This is a genomic window from Azospirillum argentinense (assembly GCF_000632475.1).
Taxonomy (GTDB): Bacteria; Pseudomonadota; Alphaproteobacteria; order Azospirillales; family Azospirillaceae; genus Azospirillum; species Azospirillum baldaniorum.
The window spans coordinates 1,812,733-1,830,459 of sequence record NZ_CP007793.1 but is presented as its reverse complement, the minus strand read 5'-3'; the positions used below and the strand labels follow the sequence as shown (position 1 = coordinate 1,830,459).

Genomic DNA, 17,727 nt, shown 5'->3' with positions numbered 1-17,727 from the left:
ACCTCTCCATAATAGATTCCCCATGCCCCAACACCCTCCCGCTCTGGAAACCCGCGGCGTCAACAAGTGGTTCGGCGCCAACCACGCCAACCGCGACGTGTCGCTGGCCGTGCCGAAGGGCACCATCCACGGCGTGATCGGCGAGAACGGCGCCGGCAAGTCGACGATCATGAGCATCGTCTACGGCTATCTGCCCGCCGACGGTGGCACCATCCTGGTGGACGGCCGCCCGGTGGCGGTGCGCAGCCCGCGCGACGCCCTGGCCGCCGGGATCGGCATGGTCCACCAGCATTTCATGCTCGTCGATCCCTTCACGGTGCTGGAGAACGTGCTGCTGGGCGCGGAGGGCGGCGTTACCCTGGCCGCCGGGATGGCGCGGGCGCGGACGGAGTTGACCAGGCTCGCCCGCGACTACGGGCTGGAGGTCGACCTCGACCGCCCGGTCGGCGAGCTGCCGGTGGGGGCGCAGCAGCGGGTGGAGATCCTCAAGGCGCTCTACCGCGGCGCCGACATCCTGATCCTCGACGAGCCCACGGGCGTCCTCACCCCGCAGGAGACCGACCACCTCTTCCGCATCCTCCGCGCGTTGCGCGGGCAGGGGAAGACGGTCGTCATCATCACCCACAAGCTGCGCGAAATCATGGAGCTGACCGACAACGTGACGGTCATGCGCCGCGGGCAGGTGGTGGCGAACGTCGCCACCGCCCGCACCAGCCGCGAGGAACTGGCCGAGCTGATGGTCGGGCGCAAGGTGCCGCTGCGGGTGGAGAAGGCGCCGGCCACGCCCGGCCCGGCGGTGCTGGAGGTCTCCGGCCTGCGCGTGCGCGACGGCGCCGGGGTGGAGCGGGTGAAGGGCGTCGGCCTGACCGTGCGCGCCGGGGAGATCGTCGGCATCGCCGGTGTCTCCGGCAACGGCCAGTCCGAACTGCTGGAGGCGCTGGCTGGGATGCGTCCACCGGCGGGCGGCTCCGTCCGCCTGCGCGGGGAGGAGCTGACCGCCACGCCCGACCGCTTCACGGCGCGGGGGCTGCGCGCCCTCGGCGTCGGCCATGTGCCGGAGGACCGGCAGAAGGTCGGCCTCGTCACCGGCTTCGAGGCGCAGGAGTGCGCGATCCTCGGCCATCAGGGCGATCCGGCCTTCAACGGGCGGCTCCTGATGGACCGCCGCGCGCTGTTCGACCGCTGTGCCGCCGAGATGGACGCCTACGACGTGCGCCCGCGCGACCCGCGCCTGCCCGCCGCCAACTTCTCCGGCGGCAACCAGCAGAAGATCGTGCTGGCCCGCGAGATGGAGCGGAACCCCGACCTGCTGCTGGTCGGTCAGCCCACCCGCGGCGTGGACATCGGCGCCATCGAGTTCATCCACCGCCGTCTGGTGGCGCTGCGCGACCAGGGCAAGGCGATTCTGCTGGTGTCGGTGGAGCTGGACGAGATTCGCGCCCTGTCCGACCGCATCCTGGTCATGTTCGACGGCCGTCTGGTGGGCGAGGTTGCCCCGGACGAGGCGGACGAGCGGCGTCTCGGCCTGATGATGGCCGGGGTGGCGGAGGCAGCGTAAGGTTGACCCCGAACGCTCCCGCTTGCGCTGGTCCCGTGCGCGGGGCACTTTCCTGTGGGCAGGGACGTTCGAGCCGTCCGGCTTGTGAACGGGCGTGACCACGGATGGAGCCGGGATGGCGCAGGACGCGGCGCAGGGGGGGACGGGCCGGGGCTTCGGCCGGCCGGGCGAGGTGCCCGGCTGGGTCGGCTACGCGCTTCTGCCGCTGCTGAACCTGCTGGCCGCCCTCGTCCTGTCCGGGCTGGTCATCCTGGTGATCGGCGAGAATCCGCTGGACGTGCTGGCGCTGCTGGTGACCGAGGCCGTCGGCTATCCCGAGGCCATCGGCTACACCCTCTACTACACGACCAGCTACATCTTCACCGGGCTGGCGGTCGCCATCGCCTTCCATTGCGGGCTGTTCAACATCGGTGGGGAGGGGCAGGCCTATCTCGGCGGGCTGGGGGCCGGGCTCGTCGGGCTGGCGCTGACCGGCTGGCCCTGGCCGGTGGCGGCGCTGGGGGCGGTGGCCCTGTCGGCGCTGTTCGGGGCGGCCTGGGCGGCAATCCCCGGCTGGCTCCAGGCCAAGCGCGGCAGCCACATCGTCATCACGACGATCATGTTCAACTTCATCGCCGCCGCGATCATGACCTACCTGCTGGTCGACGTGCTGATCCGCCCCGGATCGCAGTCGCCGGAAACGCGGGAGTTCGATCCCGGCGTCTGGCTGCCGACCATGGACCGGGCGGTCGGCTGGATCGGCGTCGCCATCCCGGTCTCGCCTCTGAACCTGTCCTTCCTGTGGGCGCTGGCCTGCTGCGCGCTGTTTTACCTGTTCCTGTGGCGGACCCGCTGGGGCTACGAGATCCGCACGGTCGGGCGGAACGAGCGGGCGGCGGTCTACGCCGGCATCTCCCCGGCGCGGAACATCATCCTCGCCATGGCGATCTCAGGGGCGCTTGCCGGCTTCGTCGGCGTGAACGAGATCATGGGGGTGCAGCACCGCATTCTGCTGAACTTCACCGGCGGGGTGGGCTTCGTCGGCATCGCCGTGGCGCTGATGGGGCGCAACCATCCGGTGGGGATCGTCCTGGCGGCGCTGCTGTTCGGCGTGCTGGCGCAGGGGGGCGGGCAGGTGTCCTTCGAATACCCCACCGTGAACCGGGAGTTGGTGATGGTCATCCAGGGCCTCGTCATCCTGTTCGCCGGGGCGCTGGAGAACCTGTTCAAGCCTCGGGTCGAGGCGCTGTTCCGCCGCCGCGGCGGGGGCCATGACGGGGGAACAGCGCATGGATGACGCCCTGCTCGTCGTCCTGCTGCTGGCCGACGCCACCATCCGCGTGGCGACTCCGCTGGTGCTCGCCGCCTTCGCGGCGCTCTACAGCGAGCGGGCGGGGGTGGTGGACATCGGGCTGGAGGGCAAGATGCTGGCCGGCGCCTTCTTCGCCGCCGCCGTCGCGTCGTCCACCGGCAGCCCCTGGCTGGGCTTGGGCGCCGCCGTCGCGGCCTCGGTGGCGCTGGCGCTGGTCCATGGCTTCGCCTGCATCACCCACAAGGGCAATCAGGTGGTGTCGGGCATGGCGATCAACATCCTGGTCGCCGGGCTGGCGCCGACCCTGGCCTACGCCTGGTTCCGCCAGGGCGGCCAGACCCCGCTGCTGCCGGGGGAGGCGCGGCTGCCGCAGGTCCGTCTGCCGGGGGTGGAGGCGCTGTCCGAGATTCCGGTCCTTGGCCCCGTCTACCGGGAACTGATCGATGACGCCAACGTGTTGATCTGGCTGACCGTCCTTCTGGTGGTGGCGACCCACTGGGTGTTCACCCGCTCGCGCTTCGGGCTGCGGCTGCGCGCGGTGGGGGAGAACCCGTCGGCGGTCGACACGGCGGGCCTGTCAGTCACGCGGCTGCGCTATCAGGCGGTGATCATCACCGGAGTGCTGACGGGGATCGCCGGTGCCTATCTGTCCACCGCCCACGGCGCCGGCTTCGTGCGCGACATGACGGCGGGCAAGGGCTATCTGGCGCTGGCCGCGCTGATCTTCGGGAAATGGCGCCCCTGGCCGACGCTGTTCGCCTGCCTGCTGTTCGCCTTCACCGACGCGGTGCAGGTGCGCCTGCAGGGCGTGCCGCTGCCGGTGGTGGGGGTGATCCCGGTGCAGTTCATCCAGATGCTGCCCTATGTGCTGACCGTGCTCCTGCTCGCCGGCTTCGTCGGCCGGGCGGTGGCGCCCAGGGCCAGCGGTGTCCCCTACGTGAAGGAACGGTGATGAGCGACCCGCTGGATTCCCTGATCGCCGACTCCCTGATTGCCGCCGCCCGCGACGCGATGGCGCAGGCCTACGCGCCCTATTCTCATTTTTCGGTCGGTGCGGCCATTTTGGGCGAATCCGGGCGCATCCACGCCGGGGCGAATGTGGAGAACGCGGCCTACCCGCAGGGTCAGTGCGCCGAGGCCTCGGCCATCGGGGCGATGATCCTGTCCGGGGACCGAAGCATCCGGGCGATCGCGGTGATGGGCGGCCAGACCGGCGACGGCCGGCTGTGCACGCCCTGCGGCGGCTGCCGCCAGCGCCTGCGCGAGTTCGCCAAACCCGACACGCCGATTCATGTCTGTGGACCGGAAGGGCTTCGGCAAACGTTTCGGTTGGACGAGTTGCTGCCGCATTCCTTCGGCCCTGACAATCTCGACTTCTGAGGGGAACTGACCGCCATGACCGCCGCACGCGCCGCCGCGGAAATCCTGCACCGGGTCCCCGGCTTCCGCCCGCGGGTGGGGATCGTGCTCGGCTCCGGCCTGGGCGGGGTCGCCGACCGGATCGAGGGGGCGACCGTCATGCCCTATGGCGACCTGCCCGGCTTCCCGCTGCCCAGCGTGGAGGGGCACATGGGCCGGCTGGTGCTGGGCCATCTCGGCGGCCAGCCCGTCGCCTGCATGCAGGGGCGCGTCCACGCCTATGAGGGCAACGGCTTCGACGCGCTGAAGACGGCGGTCCGCGCCCTGAAGCTGGCCGGTTGCGACACGCTGGTGCTGACCTGCGCCGCCGGCTCGCTGCGGGTGGAGGTCGGGCCGGGGCGGCTGATGGCGATTTCCGACCACATCAACATGCTGGGCGCCAACCCGCTGACCGGCCCCAACGAGGACAGCTTCGGCCCGCGCTTCCCCAGCATGACCGACGCTTGGGACCCCGCCCTGCGCGCGCTGATGCGGCGCCGGGCGCTGGAACTGAACATCGATCTGGTCGAGGGCGTGTACACCGCCTATCCCGGCCCCTCCTTCGAGACGCCGGCCGAGGTCCGGATGTTGAAGGTCCTGGGGGCGGACGCGGTCGGCATGTCCACGGTGCCCGAATGCATCGTCGCGCGGCATTGCGGCCTGCGGGTCGTGGGCTGCGCGGTCATCACCAACCTGGGGGTGGGACTCGGCGACGGGCCGGTGGACCATGACCAGACCCTGCGCGCCGCCTCGGCCGCCGCCTCCGATCTGGAGCGGCTGCTGACCGGCTTTCTCGACGGGCTGCACATAGACGAAGGACGCCGGTCATGAAACTTCCCGCCGATCTGCAACGGGCGCTCGACACTGCGGCCGCCGTCAAGGCCGACGCCAAGGGGGCCGGCCGGGCCATCGGCCTGCTCGACCTGACCAGCCTGAACGACGACGACACCGACCAGACGGTGGAGGCGCTGTGCAAGCGCGCCGTCACCCCCGCCGGCAAGGTCGCCGCGGTGTGCGTCTGGCCGCGCTTCGTCAAGACCGCGCGCAAGGCGCTGAAGGGCAGCGGCGTGAAGATCGCCACCGTCGTCAACTTCCCCTCGGGCGAGGCCGACGCGGCGACGGTGGCGGCGGAGACCAAGGCGGCCATCAAGGACGGCGCGAACGAGATCGACGTGGTGCTTCCCTACCGCGCCTTCATCGACGGCGCCCGCACCCAGCCGATGAACGTGATCCGCGCCTGCCGCGAGGCCTGCGGGACCGACGTGACGATGAAGGTGATCCTGGAGTCCGGCTGCTTTCCCGACCCGGAGCTGCTGGCCTGGGCCGCCCGCGATTCCATCGCCGCCGGGGCGGATTTCCTGAAGACCTCCACCGGCAAGGTGCAGCCGGCCGCGACGCTGGAGGCGGCGGCGCTGCTGCTGCACGTCATCCACGAGTCGGGCAAGCCGGTGGGCTTCAAGGCGGCGGGCGGCATCCGCGACGCCGATGGGGCGGCGGCCTTCCTGGCGCTCGCCACCGCGATCCAGGGCAAGGGCTGGGCCAAGCCGGACACCTTCCGCTTCGGCGCGTCGGCGCTGCTGGACTCGCTGCTCGCCACCGCCGGCCATGGCGGCGGCAAGGGTGAGGGAAAGGGAGAGGGCAAGGACAAGGACGCCAAAGACGGCAAGGGTGACGGCAAGGGCGGTGGAGCGGTTGCCCAGCCGGCCACCGCCGGCTATTGATCCGCGCGACAGACTCGACCACGGAACGGACGCACGGATGCTTCCCCAGGAACTGATTCGCAAGAAGCGCGACGGCGCACGCCTGGACGCGGCGGAGATCGGCGCCTTCGTGCGCGGCATCACCGACGGCTCCGTCAGCGAAGGGCAGGCAGCGGCTTTCGCCATGGCCGTCTTCTTCCGCGGCATGACGCTGGAGGAGCGGGTGGCCCTGACGCTGGCCATGCGGGATTCCGGGACGGTGATGCGCTGGGACCATCTGGACCTGCCGGGACCGGTGGTCGACAAGCATTCGACCGGCGGCGTCGGCGACAAGGTCAGCCTGATCCTCGCCCCGGCGCTGGCCGCCTGCGGCGGCTTCGTGCCGATGGTGTCGGGGCGCGGGCTTGGCCACACCGGCGGCACGCTCGACAAGTTCGAGAGCATCCCCGGCTACCGCGCCAAGCCCGACCGGGCGACGCTGGAGCGGGTGGTGAAGGAGGTCGGATGCGCGGTGATCGGCGCCACCGACGACATCGCCCCCGCCGACCGCCGCCTCTACGCCATCCGCGACGTGACGGCGACGGTGGAGACCATCGACCTGCTGACCTCCTCGATCCTGTCGAAGAAGCTGGCGGCGGGGCTGGACGCGCTGGTGATGGACGTGAAGTTCGGTTCCGGAGCCTTCCTGCCCGACATCGCCAAGGCGCGGGAACTGGCCGACAGCCTCGTCACCGTGGCCGAGGGCGCCGGGCTGCCCACCGTCGCGCTGCTGACCGACATGAACGAGGTGCTGGGCCTGACCGCCGGCAACGCGCTGGAGATGCGGGAGTGCATCGACATCCTGCGCGGCGGCGCAGCCGACTCCCGGCTCTACGAGGTCACCGCCGCCCAGGCCGCCGAACTGCTGGTTCTGGCCGGGCTGGTTCCCGACGCCGACGCCGGCCGCGCCCGCTTCGATGCGGCGATGGCCAGCGGGCAGGCCGCTGAGCGCTTCGCCCGGATGGTCCACGCGCTGGGCGGCCCGGCGGACCTGCTGGACGCGCCGGACCGTTATCTGGATACCGCCCCCGTCGTCCAGCCGGTCTTCGCCGAGCGGGCGGGCGTGGTGGCGGCCATCGACGTACGGGCGGTCGGCATCGCCGTGGTGGCCCTGGGCGGCGGGCGGACCAAGACGACCGATCCCATCGACTTCGCGGTCGGGCTGGCCGATGTCGTCGGGCTGGGGGCTTCGGTGGGGCCGGCGGAGCGCCCGCTTGCCGTCGTTCATGCCCGCAGCGCGGCGCAGGCGGAGGACGCGGCGGCGCTGCTCCGTCGCGCCTTCACCGTGGCCGACAGCGCTCCGCCGGCCGGGCCGCTGATCGCCGACCGCATCCGGCTGTAGGGGGCGGCTTCACGCGGCGCGGCGTCCGTCCTCGGCCTGCCGCGCCCGCACCGGCCCGACCAGAGCCTCCGCGGCAAGGCGGCCCGAGATGACGCAAGCCTCCACCCCCGAACCGGGGAAGACCCCGCCGCCGGCCAGCAGCAAGCCGGGCACCGGTGACTTGGCGGGGAGCGCCGGATCGGTGCCATAGATCGCCCCTTCCGTCGTGTGGGCGTAGCGGGCGAAGGTGGCGGCGCTGGCGTCCTGCCGGTGCAGGATGTGGCGCTCCAGATCCGGGATCACGGCGGCGGCCGCGGTGATCATCGCGTCGCCCTCCCGCGTTTTCCGCGCGCGGTAGTCAGGGGCGGAGCGGTCCCAGGCGGCGCCCACCGGGTCCAACCGCATCAGCGTCAGCGCCGCGCAGCCCGGCGGCGCCAGACTGGCGTCATGGGCCGACGGCAGGGCCAGCGCCATCCCTGCATCCTTCAGAAAGATCATGGCCGGCAGGTCCGGGCGGATGTCCAGCGCCAGCGTGACCATGAAGGCGGAGGTCGAGGGGCGCAGTGCGCGATATTGATCCGCGCTCCCGGCGGGCAGATGCTCCTCCCCCACCAGCTCCAGCAGGGTCCGCCGGGCGTCGGCGTTGGAGATCACTGCGGCGGCGGCGATGCGCTCCTCGTCCATGATTTCGACCCCGGCGGCCCGGCCGTCCTCGACCAGGATGCGGCGGACGGGGGTGCACAGCCGGACCTCGGGGCAATGACCCGCTCCGGCAGGAAACGGCAGGCGGCGGCTTTCACCTTGGTGGCGAGTGTGGCGGTGAGCGAGGCTACGGACGGCATGACGGACCCTTGCGGTGGTGACGCCCGCCAGACTGTCCAAGGCACCGGACGGGGCCAGCGCCGATCCGCGAAAGGCCGGGGCCGCTTCGCCAAACGCCCGAACGTCGATTCACGAAGCGTGAAACGCCGGTGCTTTCTCTGGGCAATGTGGCCTCCGGGCGATGTGGCGCGGGCCAGACCTGCGGTTGCGGCATTGGGCAGCATCCGGGCTGCTCATATACTGTGCAATCATGACCCAAGCCGCCGCTCTTCCCGCCGCCGCCGCCAGCGACGATACACGCCGCGCCATTGGCTGCTTCGTGTTGGCCATCTTCCTGTTCGCGGGCATGGACACGCTCATCAAATACCTGAGCAGCGGCTATCCGGTGGCGCAGCTCATGTTCGCGCGGTCGGTGGTGGCGGTGGTGCTGGTCGGCGGCATCTCGGTGGCGCGCAGCGGGTGGGGCGGGATGCGCACACGGCGCCCGGTCGCCCACGTCTTCCGTTCGCTGGCCGGGCTGCTGTCGATGGGCTGCTTCTTCTACGCCTTCAAGCATCTGCCGCTGGCCGAGGTCTATGTGCTGAGCTTCGCCGGGCCGCTGTTCATCACGGCGCTGTCCATGCCGCTGCTCGGCGAGCCGGTGGGCTGGCGGCGTTGGGCGGCGGTGCTGGTCGGGTTCGGCGGCGTGGTGGTGATGGCCCGTCCGGAGGCCGACGCGCCGCTCCTGCCGATTCTCGTCGGCGTGGCCGCAGCCTTCTTCTACGCGCTGGCGATGATCGCGGTGCGCGGCCTGTCGCGGACGGAGAGCAACACGGCCATCGTCGTCTATCTGCTGCTGACCACCACGGTGGTGAGCGGCGTGGCGGCGATCCCCGACTGGGTGCAGCCGGGCGGCTTCGACCTGGGGCTGATGCTTCTGGTCGGCACGCTGGGCGGCGCGGCGCAGGTGCTGATGACCCAGGCCTTCCGCCTGGGCCGCGCCGCGGTGGTGGCGCCCTTCGAATACACGGGGATGATCTGGGCGACCCTGCTCGGCTTCCTGGTCTTCGGCGACGTGCCGACCCCCACGGTGCTGGCCGGTGCCGGGATCATCATCGCCAGCGGGCTCTACATCCTCTATCGGGAAACGCTGCGCCGCGGCGACTGACGGGTCAGGCGGCGGCGGGAAGCGCCAGCCCGCCGTCAATGATGCGCGGGGAGTCCGTCAGGGCGACGATCCGGCTGCGTTCCAGCACGCGCCGGATCCGCGGCGGGTGATTTTCGAAGGCGATGGCGCCGCCGTGGTCGAGCACCGCATTGCGGAGCGCCAGCAAAATGCCGATGCCGCAGGAATCGAGGAACTCCACCCGCCCCAGATCGACGCACAGGGTCACTGCCCGCGCCTCCGCGACGCGGCGGAGCAGCGGCGTCAGGCCGGGCAGGGCGGCGTGGTCGACCCGCCCCGACAGGACGGCGCGCAGTCCGTATCCGCCCTGCGCCGTGGCGAAGGGGTGCAGGCTGACGGTGCTGTGCGACGGGGTAGGCCGCATGCTTCGTGACGACTTTCCGGTTGGGGCGACGGTCCGGCGCGGGCCGGGGGCGGCGGAAGGAACCACGGGAAGCGCGACTCTCCGGTGTCTGTTGCGTTGCGAAATTGTGAAAAGGCGCCGGGCCGCCGCTTGACAGCCGCGCGCCGGGCTCACACTGTGCACACGAACGGCTGGGGTGCCTGCCGAAAGGCGGGCTGAGACCACACCCATCGAACCTGATCTGGGTCATGCCAGCGAAGGGAGCCAAGCGTTCGAGGCTGTGCCGCCGCTACACCCCTGGCCTCCTCGTCCTCGCGCGGTTCTTCGCCGGGCAGGAGGAGACACATCCATGCGGCGCTTCCTTTCCATCCTCTCGGCAACGGTCTTTTCTGCGTCCCTCCTGTCCGGTGCGGCGCGGGCGGGCGAGGCCTCGGTCCCCGTGCTGGTGCCGTTGACCGGCTTCCTGTCGCTGGAGGGGACGAGCCAGCGCAACGGCGCCGTCCTGGCGCTGAAGGACGCGCCCGCGGGTGTCGCGGTGCGGTCGGAGGTGATCGACACCGGCACCTCGCCGGAGGCCGCGGTCACGGCGCTGGAGCGCGCGGCAGGCGGCAAGGTCACGGCGGTGGCGGCCAGCATGCTGGGCACGCAGATGCTGGCGATGCTGCCGCTGGCCCAGGATTACGGCATTCCGCTGGTCACGGTCTCCGGCACGGCGAGCATCACCGAGCAGGGCAACCCCTGGGTTTTCCGCTTCTTCCCCGGCGACGCGGTGACCAAGGAGGCCCATGCCCGCTACGTGACGGAGGAATTGGGCAAGAAGCGCCCGGCGGTCATCTACCAGACCACCGCCTACGGGCAGAGCGGCAAGGCCCATCTGGAGCAGGCCTTCAAAAAGTTGGGCGTCGAGCCGGTGTTCGAGGAGGGGGTGGACCCCGCCGCCAAGGATCTGCTGCCAGTCCTGACCAAGGCGCTGGCGGCCAAGCCCGACGTGTTGGTGCTGCATCTGCATTCCGGCCCGACCGCCCTGTTCATCCGGCAGGCGGCGGCCAACGGGGTGGCGGTGCCGATCGTCGCCGGCTCCGCCATGCACCAACCGAGCACCGCGGCGCTTCTGGAGCCAGCCGAGCTGAAGGGCGTCTGCGCCGAGACGGCGGCCTCGCCGATCTCCGGCGGCAACCCGGAGGTGGAGGCCTTCACCGCCGCCTACCGCGCCGCCTTCAACGCGGAGCCGGACGCCTTCGCGCTCGGCCAGTATGACGGCATCCGCATGGTGCTGGCGGCGGTGCAGGGCGGCGCGGAGAACGCGGAGGCGGTGCGCAAGGCTCTGTCCGGCGGGACCCACCAGGGCCTCGCCATGACCTACCGGTCGGACGGTAAGGGCAACATGGCGCATTCCGCGGTGATCGTTTGCTACGACGGCGCCTCACGGGTGCCGGCGATCGCCAAGCGCTACGACAACCTGACCGGTGTGGTGACCGGCGCGGTGAAGTGAGCGGGCCTTGATCACCCTGCAGCTTCTCGTCAACGGCCTCGCCCTGGGCGCGGCCTACGCGCTGGTCGCGCTGGGCTTCGTGCTGGTGCTGAACGCCACCGCGGCGGTGAATTTCGCGCAGGGCGATCTCGTGATGGCCGGCGGGCTGCTCGGCGTGGCGCTGGCGCCGCATCTGCCGGGGTATCTGCCGCTGCCCGGGCTGCTCCTGCTGCCGGTGGTGCTGGTGCTGATGGCCGGGCTGGGGCTGCTGCTGGCGGCTGCGGCCTATCTGCCGCTGCGGCGCCGCCCACCGGTGGCGGTCTTCATCAGCACCATCGCGGCGGGCATCATCCTGCAGAACGGCGCCTCCGTCCTGTTCGGGCCGGAACCGCGGGCGGCACCGCCGCTGCTGAGCGGGGGAACGCTCGACCTCGGTGGGCTGGTGGTGGCGGAGCAGTCGCTGGCCATCATCGCCGTTGCCGCTCTGCTCATCGCCGGGCAGCAATGGCTGTTCGGGCGGACCCAGCTCGGCCGGCGCCTGCGCGCCACGGCCCAGGACCCGGAGATGGCGCGGGCCTGCGGCGTGCCGGTGACGGCGATGATCCTGATCACCTTCGCGCTCGGCACCGCCTTCGCCGGGGCGGCGGGGCTGCTGCTCGCCAACCGCTACTTCGTCACGCCGACGGCGGGTGGTGACCTGATCCTTAAGGCCTACATCGCCGTGACCATCGGCGGCTGGGGTTCCGTCCCCGGAGCGGTGGCCGGCGCGCTGCTGATCGCGCTGTTCGAGGTGGGAGTGTCGTCGGTGCTGTCCTATCCGGTGGCGCTGGGGCTGCTCTACGCCACGCTGCTGATCATCCTGGTCGCCCGCCCGCAGGGGCTGTTCGGGGAGGCGGCGCGGCGCCGTGCGTAAGGGCGTGTGCAAGTTGTGGGCGCTGGCCCCCACCCTGACCCTCCCCCGCTGGGCGGGGGAGGGAATGATGCTTGCGGTGCTGCTGGCGTACGCGCTGCTGTACGCGTCGCCCTACGGGCTGCGCGTGTTGACCGTGGCGGGGGTGTACGCGCTGGCCGCCATCGGGTTCCAGATCGTGTTCGGGCTGGGCGGGGCGCTGTCGCTGGCCCATGGCGCCTTCTTCGGAATCGGGGCCTACGCCACCGGCATCCTGGGCAGCCAGTGGGGGTGGGGCTTCGCCGCGACCTTCCCGGTGTCGCTGCTGGTGCCGCTGCTGCTGGCCCTGCTGGTCGGACTGCCGGTGCTGCGGCTGGAATCCCATTACTTCGCGCTGGCGACGCTGGGCATCGCGCAGGTTGTCCATCTGCTGGCGGTCAACAGCCCCGGCCTGACCGGCGGCGCCAACGGATTGCCGGGGGTGCCGGGCATCGTCCTGTTTGGTTGGGCGGTGCCGCGCGGCCTGCCGCTGGCGGCGGTGGTCTGGGGCTTCGTGGCGCTGGGCGGGTTGCTCGCCTGGAGATTGGCGCGCGGGCGCTGGGGGCGGGCGCTGACGCTGGTGCGCGACGACCCGCTGGCCGCGGGCACGCTGGGTCTGGACGTCGGCGGACTGCGGCTGGCCGCTTTCGCGCTGAGCGCCGTCTATACCGGGGCGGCGGGCGCCTTGGCGGTGCACACCCAGCGCGTCGTCTCGCCGGAGGTGCTGGAATTTCCGGTCATGGTCTCCGTCCTGACCATCGCCGTGGTCGGCGGGCGGGGGCGGGTGGCCGGGGCGATCCTGGGGGCGGTGCTGCTGCTCCACCTGCCGGAGTGGTTCCGCTTCCTGGAGCGCAGCTATCTGATCGTCTATGGCGTGGCGCTGCTTGCCACCATCGTGCTGGCGCCGCACGGGCTGACCGGCCTGCTCGACCGGCTGTTCCCGGCCCGCCCGGCGTCGATGCCCAGGCCCGAAGCGCCGCCGGAAAAGGCCATTCCGAACGGGCCTTTGCTGCGGGTCGAGGGGCTGATCAAGGGCTTCGGCGGCGTGCGGGCGGTGGACGGCGTGTCGCTGACGCTGGAGGCCGGGACCATCACCGGGCTGATCGGCCCCAACGGTTCCGGCAAGACGACGCTGGTCAACCTGATCTCCGGCCTGGAGACGCCGGACGGCGGGCGGGTGCTGATGGGTGGGAAGAACCTGGCTGGACAGCGGCCCGACCGCATCGCCCGCGCCGGGATCGCCCGCACCTTCCAGGCGGTCAGCCTGCCGGAGGGCGCGAGCGTCCTGGCCGCCGTGGCCGCGGCACGGCTGGAGCGCGACGGCTCGATCGCCCAGGCCGAGGCCCACGCCTTGTGGGCGCTGGAGCGGCTGGGCGCGGCGGACCTCGCTGGGAAGCCCTGTGCCGGACTGCCCGCGGCGCTGCGCCGCCGGGTGGAGCTGACTCGCGCGCTGGCCCGCCAGCCCGCCGTACTGCTGCTCGACGAGCCGGCGGCGGGGCTGACCGACGGGGAGAAGGCGGAACTGGCCGGTCACCTGCGCGCCATCGCCGCCACCGGCACCGCGCTGCTGGTGGTAGAGCACGACATGGGCTTCCTGCTGCCGCTCGCCGGCCATGTGCTGTGCCTGGACCAGGGCCGCCCGCTCTACGCCGGCCCGCCGGAGGGGGTGCGCAACGATCCCGCCGTGGTCGCCGCCTATCTGGGGGAGGGAGCGTGATGAGCGAACCTCTCTTGCGCGTGGAAGAGCTGTCCGCCGGCTATGGCGGGGCGGTGGCGGTGGACCGGCTGTCGCTGTCCGTGGCGGCCGGGGAGGCGGTGGCCCTGCTGGGCGCCAACGGGGCGGGCAAATCCACGCTGCTGAAGGCCATCCTCGGCCTCGTCCCGGCGACGGGCGGGCGGGTCCGGCTGGCGGGCGAGGAGATCGGCGCCCTCGCCCCGGAACGGCGGGTGCGCCGCGGCCTGGGCTATGTGCCGGAGGGGCGGCGCGTCTTCCCCGGCATGAGTGTGCGCGACAATCTGGAGGTGGCGAGCTGGCTGGGCCGGACCGAGCGCGCCTGCGACCTGGAGCGCGTCTTCGCCCTGTTCCCGGCGCTCGAGGGCAAGGCGGAGGAACGGGCGTGGCGCCTGTCCGGCGGGCAGCAGCAGATGCTGGCGGTGGGGCGCGCGCTGATGGGCCGCCCGCGGGTCCTGCTGCTCGACGAGCCGTCGCTCGGCCTGTCGCCCAAGCTGGCCGGGGAGGTCTTCGCCGCCGTCCGCGCCATCGCCGCGACCGGAACGGCGGTTCTGGTCGCCGAGCAGAGCGCCGCCCGCGCCCTGTCCGCCGCCGGGCGCGTCGTGCTGCTGCGGCTCGGCCGGGCGGTCCATGACGGGCCGGTGGACACCCTTCCCGCCGATGCGGTGCGGGACGCGTTTCTGGGCGGCTGACGGGGCGGGGAAACCGGTTGCCGAGGGCGGCGCCGGACGCAATTCGGCATTGCGGCAACAGGCCGGGATCTTTGTCGTGACTTTCTCGTCTTGCGCTTGCCGATCCCAAACGGCGGGGCTAGCTTCCGGCGTCGCCCCGCCCGTAAGGATTACCTCTGCCATGCTGGACAAAGCCGTCGCTGCTGCACTCTCCTCCCTTCTTCTGCTGGGCGCCGCCGCCGCCCACGCCGATGGGGCGCAGGTGGCGGAGCTGGTCCCCGTGAACCCGCCGACCATGTATTACCCGGCGCCGTCCTCCGGACCGGCGCCGGCGCCCCGCACCGTCGCTCCGTCGGCGCCGTCGGCTCCGGCCGCCGCCGATCCCACCGAGAAGACCGGGCCGGCCGAGCTTGAGGATGGCTGGGAAGGCGGCCCGTCGCGCGACCGGGACGGCAAGTTCGCCTATTGCGCCATCGAGGGCCGCTTCGACACCGGCCATGTCCTGATGATCGCGCGCAACGTCAAGGGCGAGGTCAATCTCGGCATGGGCATCCCGGGCGCCGAGCTGCCGGGCGGCGAACAGTGGAAGGTCAAGGTCGTGGTCGACGGCAAGCTGACGCGCGAACGCCGCGCCCTGGCGCCAAAGCCGGACATGCTGGTCATCCCCAACGGCAAGGACGAGGAACTCTACACCGCCCTGATGAACGGCAAGGAGGTGGTCTTCGCCTCCGACGCCGACCGCATGGCCTTCGCGCTGAAGGGCACCAAGAAGGTGCTCACCGACCTGAAGACCTGCGTGGACAAGGCCGGCGCCGTTCCGCCCATCGACACCCGCACCAAGAAGGTCGCGACCCGCCCCGACGAATTGCCGGAAGGGCTGGCCGACCTGCTGAAGGCGGCCGGCGTGCGCGACGTCAAGCGCGTGTCGCTGGAGAATGTGCCGAAGGGCGAGCGCCCCGCCGACATGGCCTGGCGCATCGGCCCGATCGTCGGCGGCATCCGCGAGCGGATGGTCGAGGAGGGCTCCAAGCTGGAGGAGCTGTCCGCCGGCTACGTCGACGCGATGAAGAAGCGTTGTGAGGGCGGCACGCCGACCGCGTCGCTCAGCGCCGTCGAGGATCTGCCCGGTCTGGCGCTGCGCACCGGTTCGGTGGATTGCGCGATGAAGGAGGGCAAGATGCACGTCTCGCTGACCTTCTTCCTGTCGCCGGGCCGCCTGTTCACGATCCTGTTCCACGAGGCGCAGGAGGCTGACATCGGGCTGGCCGACAAGGTGCGCGACAATCTGGCGGAGGTTCTGCGCCGCCTCGCCGTCAACCCGCCGTCCGCCCAGCCTTCGGCTCAGGCGCCGGCCTCTCCGGCGCCGGCCCAGACGGGCAAGCCCTAAGGGGGTAGGTCCGCGCCCTGCGGTTGACGGCGCGGAGGCAGGGCACACATTGACCGGCATGCCGGACGACATGACGGGAATCCGGGGCTCCGCGGGGGATGCGGCGGGCGCCCTGACCAGAGCACGAAACCCCGGCCGGCGGTTCCTCAGGGTGCTGACACGGCGGAGCCTGCGCGACAGCGTCCTGGGCGTGCTGATGCTCGCCGGGGCCATCGGCGCCGGGGTCGGGCTGGCCGTCGCCCTGCTGCACGAGGCCGTGGTCTGGACGCAGTCCTTCGTCTTTTCGGTCGCCCATGGGCAGGATCTGGGCGAGGCCGCGCTGTCCGACCCCTGGCGGACCCTGCTGGTGCCGGCCATCGGCGGCCTGCTGCTCGGCGTGATGGTGAAGTTGGTGCGGCGCTGGCGCTCGAACGACATCGTCGACCCGGTCGAGGCGAACGCCCTCTACGGCGGCAAGATGTCCCTGATCGACAGCCTGCGCCTGACCCTGGCGACCCTGCTGTCCAACGGCTCCGGCGCGTCGGTGGGGATGGAGGCGGCCTACACCCAGGCGGGGGCGGGCATTGCCTCGACACTTGGCCAAAAGCTCCATCTGCGGCGGGCGGATTTGCGCACGCTGGTCGGCTGCGGGGCTGCGGCGGCCATTTCCGCCGCCTACGGCGCGCCGCTGGCCGGCGCCTTCTATGCCTTCGAACTGGTCATGGGTGGCTACACCATCGCCACGCTGGCCCCGATCGGGGCGGCGTCGGTCGCCGCGGTGGCGGTGGCCCACTGGCTGACCGATCCGTCGCCGGCCCTGTTCTTCGGCCGCCCGGTGGCGGTGGAGGGCTGGGACTATGTCGCCTGCGGGGTCCTCGGCTTCCTGGCCGGCTGGCTCAGCATCCTCGCCATGCAGGCGGTGACGGTGGCCGAGCGCGGTTTCCGCGCGCTGCCCATTCCGGTCTGGGGGCGCCCTGCGCTGGGCGGGCTCGCTCTTGGCGCGCTGGCACTGGCGGTGCCGCAGGTGCTGGGGGCCGGACCCGGCGCCGATCCGTCGCAGCTGGCCCGCGGACTGGAGGCCATGGCGATCCTGCTGGTCGCCAAGATCGTCGCGTCGGCCCTGTCGCTCGGTTCGGGCTTCCGCGGCGGGCTGTTCAGCGCCTCGCTGCTTCTCGGCGGGCTGTTCGGCGGGCTGGCCTATGGGGTGGTCGAGCTGCTGGTGCCGGGGCTGGGGCTCGACCGGATGCTGCTGGTGCTGGCCGGCATGGGGGCGGTGGCCGCCGGCATCATCGGCGCGCCGGTCACCATGGTGCTTCTGGTGCTGGAGGCGACGCAGGATTTCTGGGCAGCGTCCGGCGTGCTGATCGGCGTGGTGGTGTCGACCACCGTGGTCCGGCAGGCCTTCGGCTATTCCTTCGCGACGTGGCGCTTCCACCTGCGCGGCGTGCCGATCCGCGGCGCCTACGACGTCGGCTGGGTGTCGGAGCTGACGGCGATGCGGCTGATGCGTGGCGACGTGAAGACGATCCTGACCACCCAGACCCTGGACACGCTGCGCCGCTTGCACCCGCTGGGCGCCGCCAAGACCGTCTTCGCGGTGGAGCCGGACGGGTCCTACGCCGGCATCATCGACATGGGCGCCGTCCACGACCCGTCGCTCGGCGACGAGGACGCAAAGACGCCGGTCGGCGAGTTGGCCAAGCACGCCGACGACTTCCTGCGGCCGGGCGACGACGTGCGCAGCGTGCTCCAGCGCTTCTGCAGCGCCGAGGTGGAGGCCTTGCCGGTCGTGACGTCGCCCACCGACCGCCGGATCGTCGGCTACGTCACCGAGGCCTACGCCCTGCGCCGCTACAGCCAGGAGCTGGAGCGGCAGCGCGGCGAGGAATTGGGCGAACGCAGCCTCTACGGGCGGGACTGAC

The 17,727-nt window shown here is 71.8% G+C and carries 16 protein-coding genes and 1 riboswitch; of the genes, 14 read left to right on the top strand and 2 right to left on the bottom strand.

Annotated elements, in window-relative coordinates:
• Nucleotides 1-22 precede the first annotated feature (22 nt).
• From ABAZ39_RS08750 to deoA, 7 genes are all read left to right on the top strand, one after another.
• Nucleotides 23-1,558, top strand: a complete 1,536-nt coding sequence (locus ABAZ39_RS08750) for an ABC transporter ATP-binding protein (protein WP_038528577.1) — start codon at nucleotides 23-25, stop codon at nucleotides 1,556-1,558.
• A 115-nt stretch (nucleotides 1,559-1,673) separates the two neighbouring features.
• Entirely contained in the window at nucleotides 1,674-2,834 is a 1,161-nt protein-coding gene (locus tag ABAZ39_RS08745; protein ID WP_051657883.1) for an ABC transporter permease, read from the top strand.
• Nucleotides 2,827-3,801, top strand: a complete 975-nt coding sequence (locus tag ABAZ39_RS08740; protein WP_038528574.1) for an ABC transporter permease — start codon at nucleotides 2,827-2,829, stop codon at nucleotides 3,799-3,801. The genes ABAZ39_RS08745 and ABAZ39_RS08740 overlap by 8 nt, the downstream gene beginning before the upstream one ends.
• The gene (gene cdd / locus ABAZ39_RS08735) at nucleotides 3,801-4,229 is read left to right on the top strand and encodes a cytidine deaminase (protein ID WP_038528572.1); all 429 of its coding nucleotides are present in this window, start codon (nucleotides 3,801-3,803) and stop codon (nucleotides 4,227-4,229) included. The genes ABAZ39_RS08740 and cdd overlap by 1 nt, the downstream gene beginning before the upstream one ends.
• 15 nt (nucleotides 4,230-4,244) lie before the next feature.
• Nucleotides 4,245-5,078 carry a purine-nucleoside phosphorylase gene (locus ABAZ39_RS08730; protein WP_038528570.1) on the top strand — a complete coding sequence of 278 codons (834 nt, stop codon included), beginning with the start codon at nucleotides 4,245-4,247 and terminating at the stop codon, nucleotides 5,076-5,078.
• Nucleotides 5,075-5,968, top strand: a complete 894-nt coding sequence (deoC, locus tag ABAZ39_RS08725) for a deoxyribose-phosphate aldolase (RefSeq protein ID WP_038528567.1) — start codon at nucleotides 5,075-5,077, stop codon at nucleotides 5,966-5,968. The genes ABAZ39_RS08730 and deoC overlap by 4 nt, the downstream gene beginning before the upstream one ends.
• A 37-nt stretch (nucleotides 5,969-6,005) precedes the next feature.
• Nucleotides 6,006-7,328, top strand: a complete 1,323-nt coding sequence (deoA, locus tag ABAZ39_RS08720) for a thymidine phosphorylase (RefSeq protein WP_038528565.1) — start codon at nucleotides 6,006-6,008, stop codon at nucleotides 7,326-7,328.
• Nucleotides 7,329-7,337: 9 nt separating this feature from the next.
• On the opposite strand, the gene ABAZ39_RS08715 is transcribed toward deoA, so the two are convergent.
• Nucleotides 7,338-8,189, bottom strand: coding sequence for a phytoene desaturase family protein (locus ABAZ39_RS08715; RefSeq protein WP_372684149.1), 852 nt, complete (start codon nucleotides 8,187-8,189; stop codon nucleotides 7,338-7,340).
• A 190-nt stretch (nucleotides 8,190-8,379) separates the two neighbouring features.
• On the opposite strand from ABAZ39_RS08715, the gene ABAZ39_RS08710 reads away from it, so the two are divergent.
• Nucleotides 8,380-9,276: a DMT family transporter gene (locus tag ABAZ39_RS08710; protein WP_038528562.1), complete on the top strand. Its 897-nt coding sequence runs from the start codon at nucleotides 8,380-8,382 to the stop codon at nucleotides 9,274-9,276.
• A gap of 4 nt (nucleotides 9,277-9,280) precedes the next feature.
• On the opposite strand, the gene ABAZ39_RS32915 is transcribed toward ABAZ39_RS08710, so the two are convergent.
• Nucleotides 9,281-9,658, bottom strand: a complete 378-nt coding sequence (locus ABAZ39_RS32915) for an STAS domain-containing protein (protein WP_051657882.1) — start codon at nucleotides 9,656-9,658, stop codon at nucleotides 9,281-9,283.
• A gap of 161 nt (nucleotides 9,659-9,819) precedes the next feature.
• Nucleotides 9,820-9,917: riboswitch (TPP riboswitch) on the top strand.
• 69 nt (nucleotides 9,918-9,986) lie between these two features.
• On the opposite strand from ABAZ39_RS32915, the gene ABAZ39_RS08700 reads away from it, so the two are divergent.
• The 6 genes from ABAZ39_RS08700 (at nucleotide 9,987) to ABAZ39_RS08675 (ending at nucleotide 17,726) form a co-directional block, all read left to right on the top strand.
• Complete coding sequence (locus tag ABAZ39_RS08700; RefSeq protein WP_038528559.1) at nucleotides 9,987-11,129, top strand: ABC transporter substrate-binding protein; 1,143 nt, start codon at nucleotides 9,987-9,989, stop codon at nucleotides 11,127-11,129.
• Between the two features lie 7 nt (nucleotides 11,130-11,136).
• Nucleotides 11,137-12,021, top strand: coding sequence for a branched-chain amino acid ABC transporter permease (locus tag ABAZ39_RS08695; RefSeq protein WP_038528556.1), 885 nt, complete (start codon nucleotides 11,137-11,139; stop codon nucleotides 12,019-12,021).
• Between the two features lie 64 nt (nucleotides 12,022-12,085).
• A complete protein-coding gene (locus ABAZ39_RS08690) occupies nucleotides 12,086-13,753 on the top strand; it encodes a branched-chain amino acid ABC transporter ATP-binding protein/permease (protein WP_051657881.1) in 1,668 nt (555 codons plus the stop codon).
• Nucleotides 13,753-14,460, top strand: a complete 708-nt coding sequence (locus ABAZ39_RS08685) for an ABC transporter ATP-binding protein (RefSeq protein ID WP_038528552.1) — start codon at nucleotides 13,753-13,755, stop codon at nucleotides 14,458-14,460. Before ABAZ39_RS08690 ends, ABAZ39_RS08685 begins: the two co-directional genes overlap by 1 nt.
• A gap of 160 nt (nucleotides 14,461-14,620) precedes the next feature.
• The gene (locus tag ABAZ39_RS08680; protein WP_038528549.1) at nucleotides 14,621-15,826 is read left to right on the top strand and encodes a hypothetical protein; all 1,206 of its coding nucleotides are present in this window, start codon (nucleotides 14,621-14,623) and stop codon (nucleotides 15,824-15,826) included.
• Between the two features lie 151 nt (nucleotides 15,827-15,977).
• The gene (locus ABAZ39_RS08675; protein WP_247881558.1) at nucleotides 15,978-17,726 is read left to right on the top strand and encodes a chloride channel protein; all 1,749 of its coding nucleotides are present in this window, start codon (nucleotides 15,978-15,980) and stop codon (nucleotides 17,724-17,726) included.
• The last annotated feature ends 1 nt before the right edge of the window (nucleotide 17,727 follow it).

Excerpts from the sequence above, each read along its gene's own strand:
- ABAZ39_RS32915 (WP_051657882.1), bottom strand. The coding sequence starts at position 9,658 with ATGCGGCCTACCCCGTCGCACAGCACCGTCAGCCTGCACCCCTTCGCC.
- deoC (WP_038528567.1), top strand. The coding sequence starts at position 5,075 with ATGAAACTTCCCGCCGATCTGCAACGGGCGCTCGACACTGCGGCCGCC.
- ABAZ39_RS08710 (WP_038528562.1), top strand. The coding sequence starts at position 8,380 with ATGACCCAAGCCGCCGCTCTTCCCGCCGCCGCCGCCAGCGACGATACA.
- ABAZ39_RS08750 (WP_038528577.1), top strand. The coding sequence starts at position 23 with ATGCCCCAACACCCTCCCGCTCTGGAAACCCGCGGCGTCAACAAGTGG.
- cdd (WP_038528572.1), top strand. The coding sequence starts at position 3,801 with ATGAGCGACCCGCTGGATTCCCTGATCGCCGACTCCCTGATTGCCGCC.
- ABAZ39_RS08745 (WP_051657883.1), top strand. The coding sequence starts at position 1,674 with ATGGCGCAGGACGCGGCGCAGGGGGGGACGGGCCGGGGCTTCGGCCGG.
- ABAZ39_RS08690 (WP_051657881.1), top strand. The coding sequence starts at position 12,086 with ATGATGCTTGCGGTGCTGCTGGCGTACGCGCTGCTGTACGCGTCGCCC.
- deoA (WP_038528565.1), top strand. The coding sequence starts at position 6,006 with ATGCTTCCCCAGGAACTGATTCGCAAGAAGCGCGACGGCGCACGCCTG.
- ABAZ39_RS08680 (WP_038528549.1), top strand. The coding sequence starts at position 14,621 with ATGCTGGACAAAGCCGTCGCTGCTGCACTCTCCTCCCTTCTTCTGCTG.
- ABAZ39_RS08740 (WP_038528574.1), top strand. The coding sequence starts at position 2,827 with ATGGATGACGCCCTGCTCGTCGTCCTGCTGCTGGCCGACGCCACCATC.
- ABAZ39_RS08730 (WP_038528570.1), top strand. The coding sequence starts at position 4,245 with ATGACCGCCGCACGCGCCGCCGCGGAAATCCTGCACCGGGTCCCCGGC.
- ABAZ39_RS08700 (WP_038528559.1), top strand. The coding sequence starts at position 9,987 with ATGCGGCGCTTCCTTTCCATCCTCTCGGCAACGGTCTTTTCTGCGTCC.
- ABAZ39_RS08685 (WP_038528552.1), top strand. The coding sequence starts at position 13,753 with ATGAGCGAACCTCTCTTGCGCGTGGAAGAGCTGTCCGCCGGCTATGGC.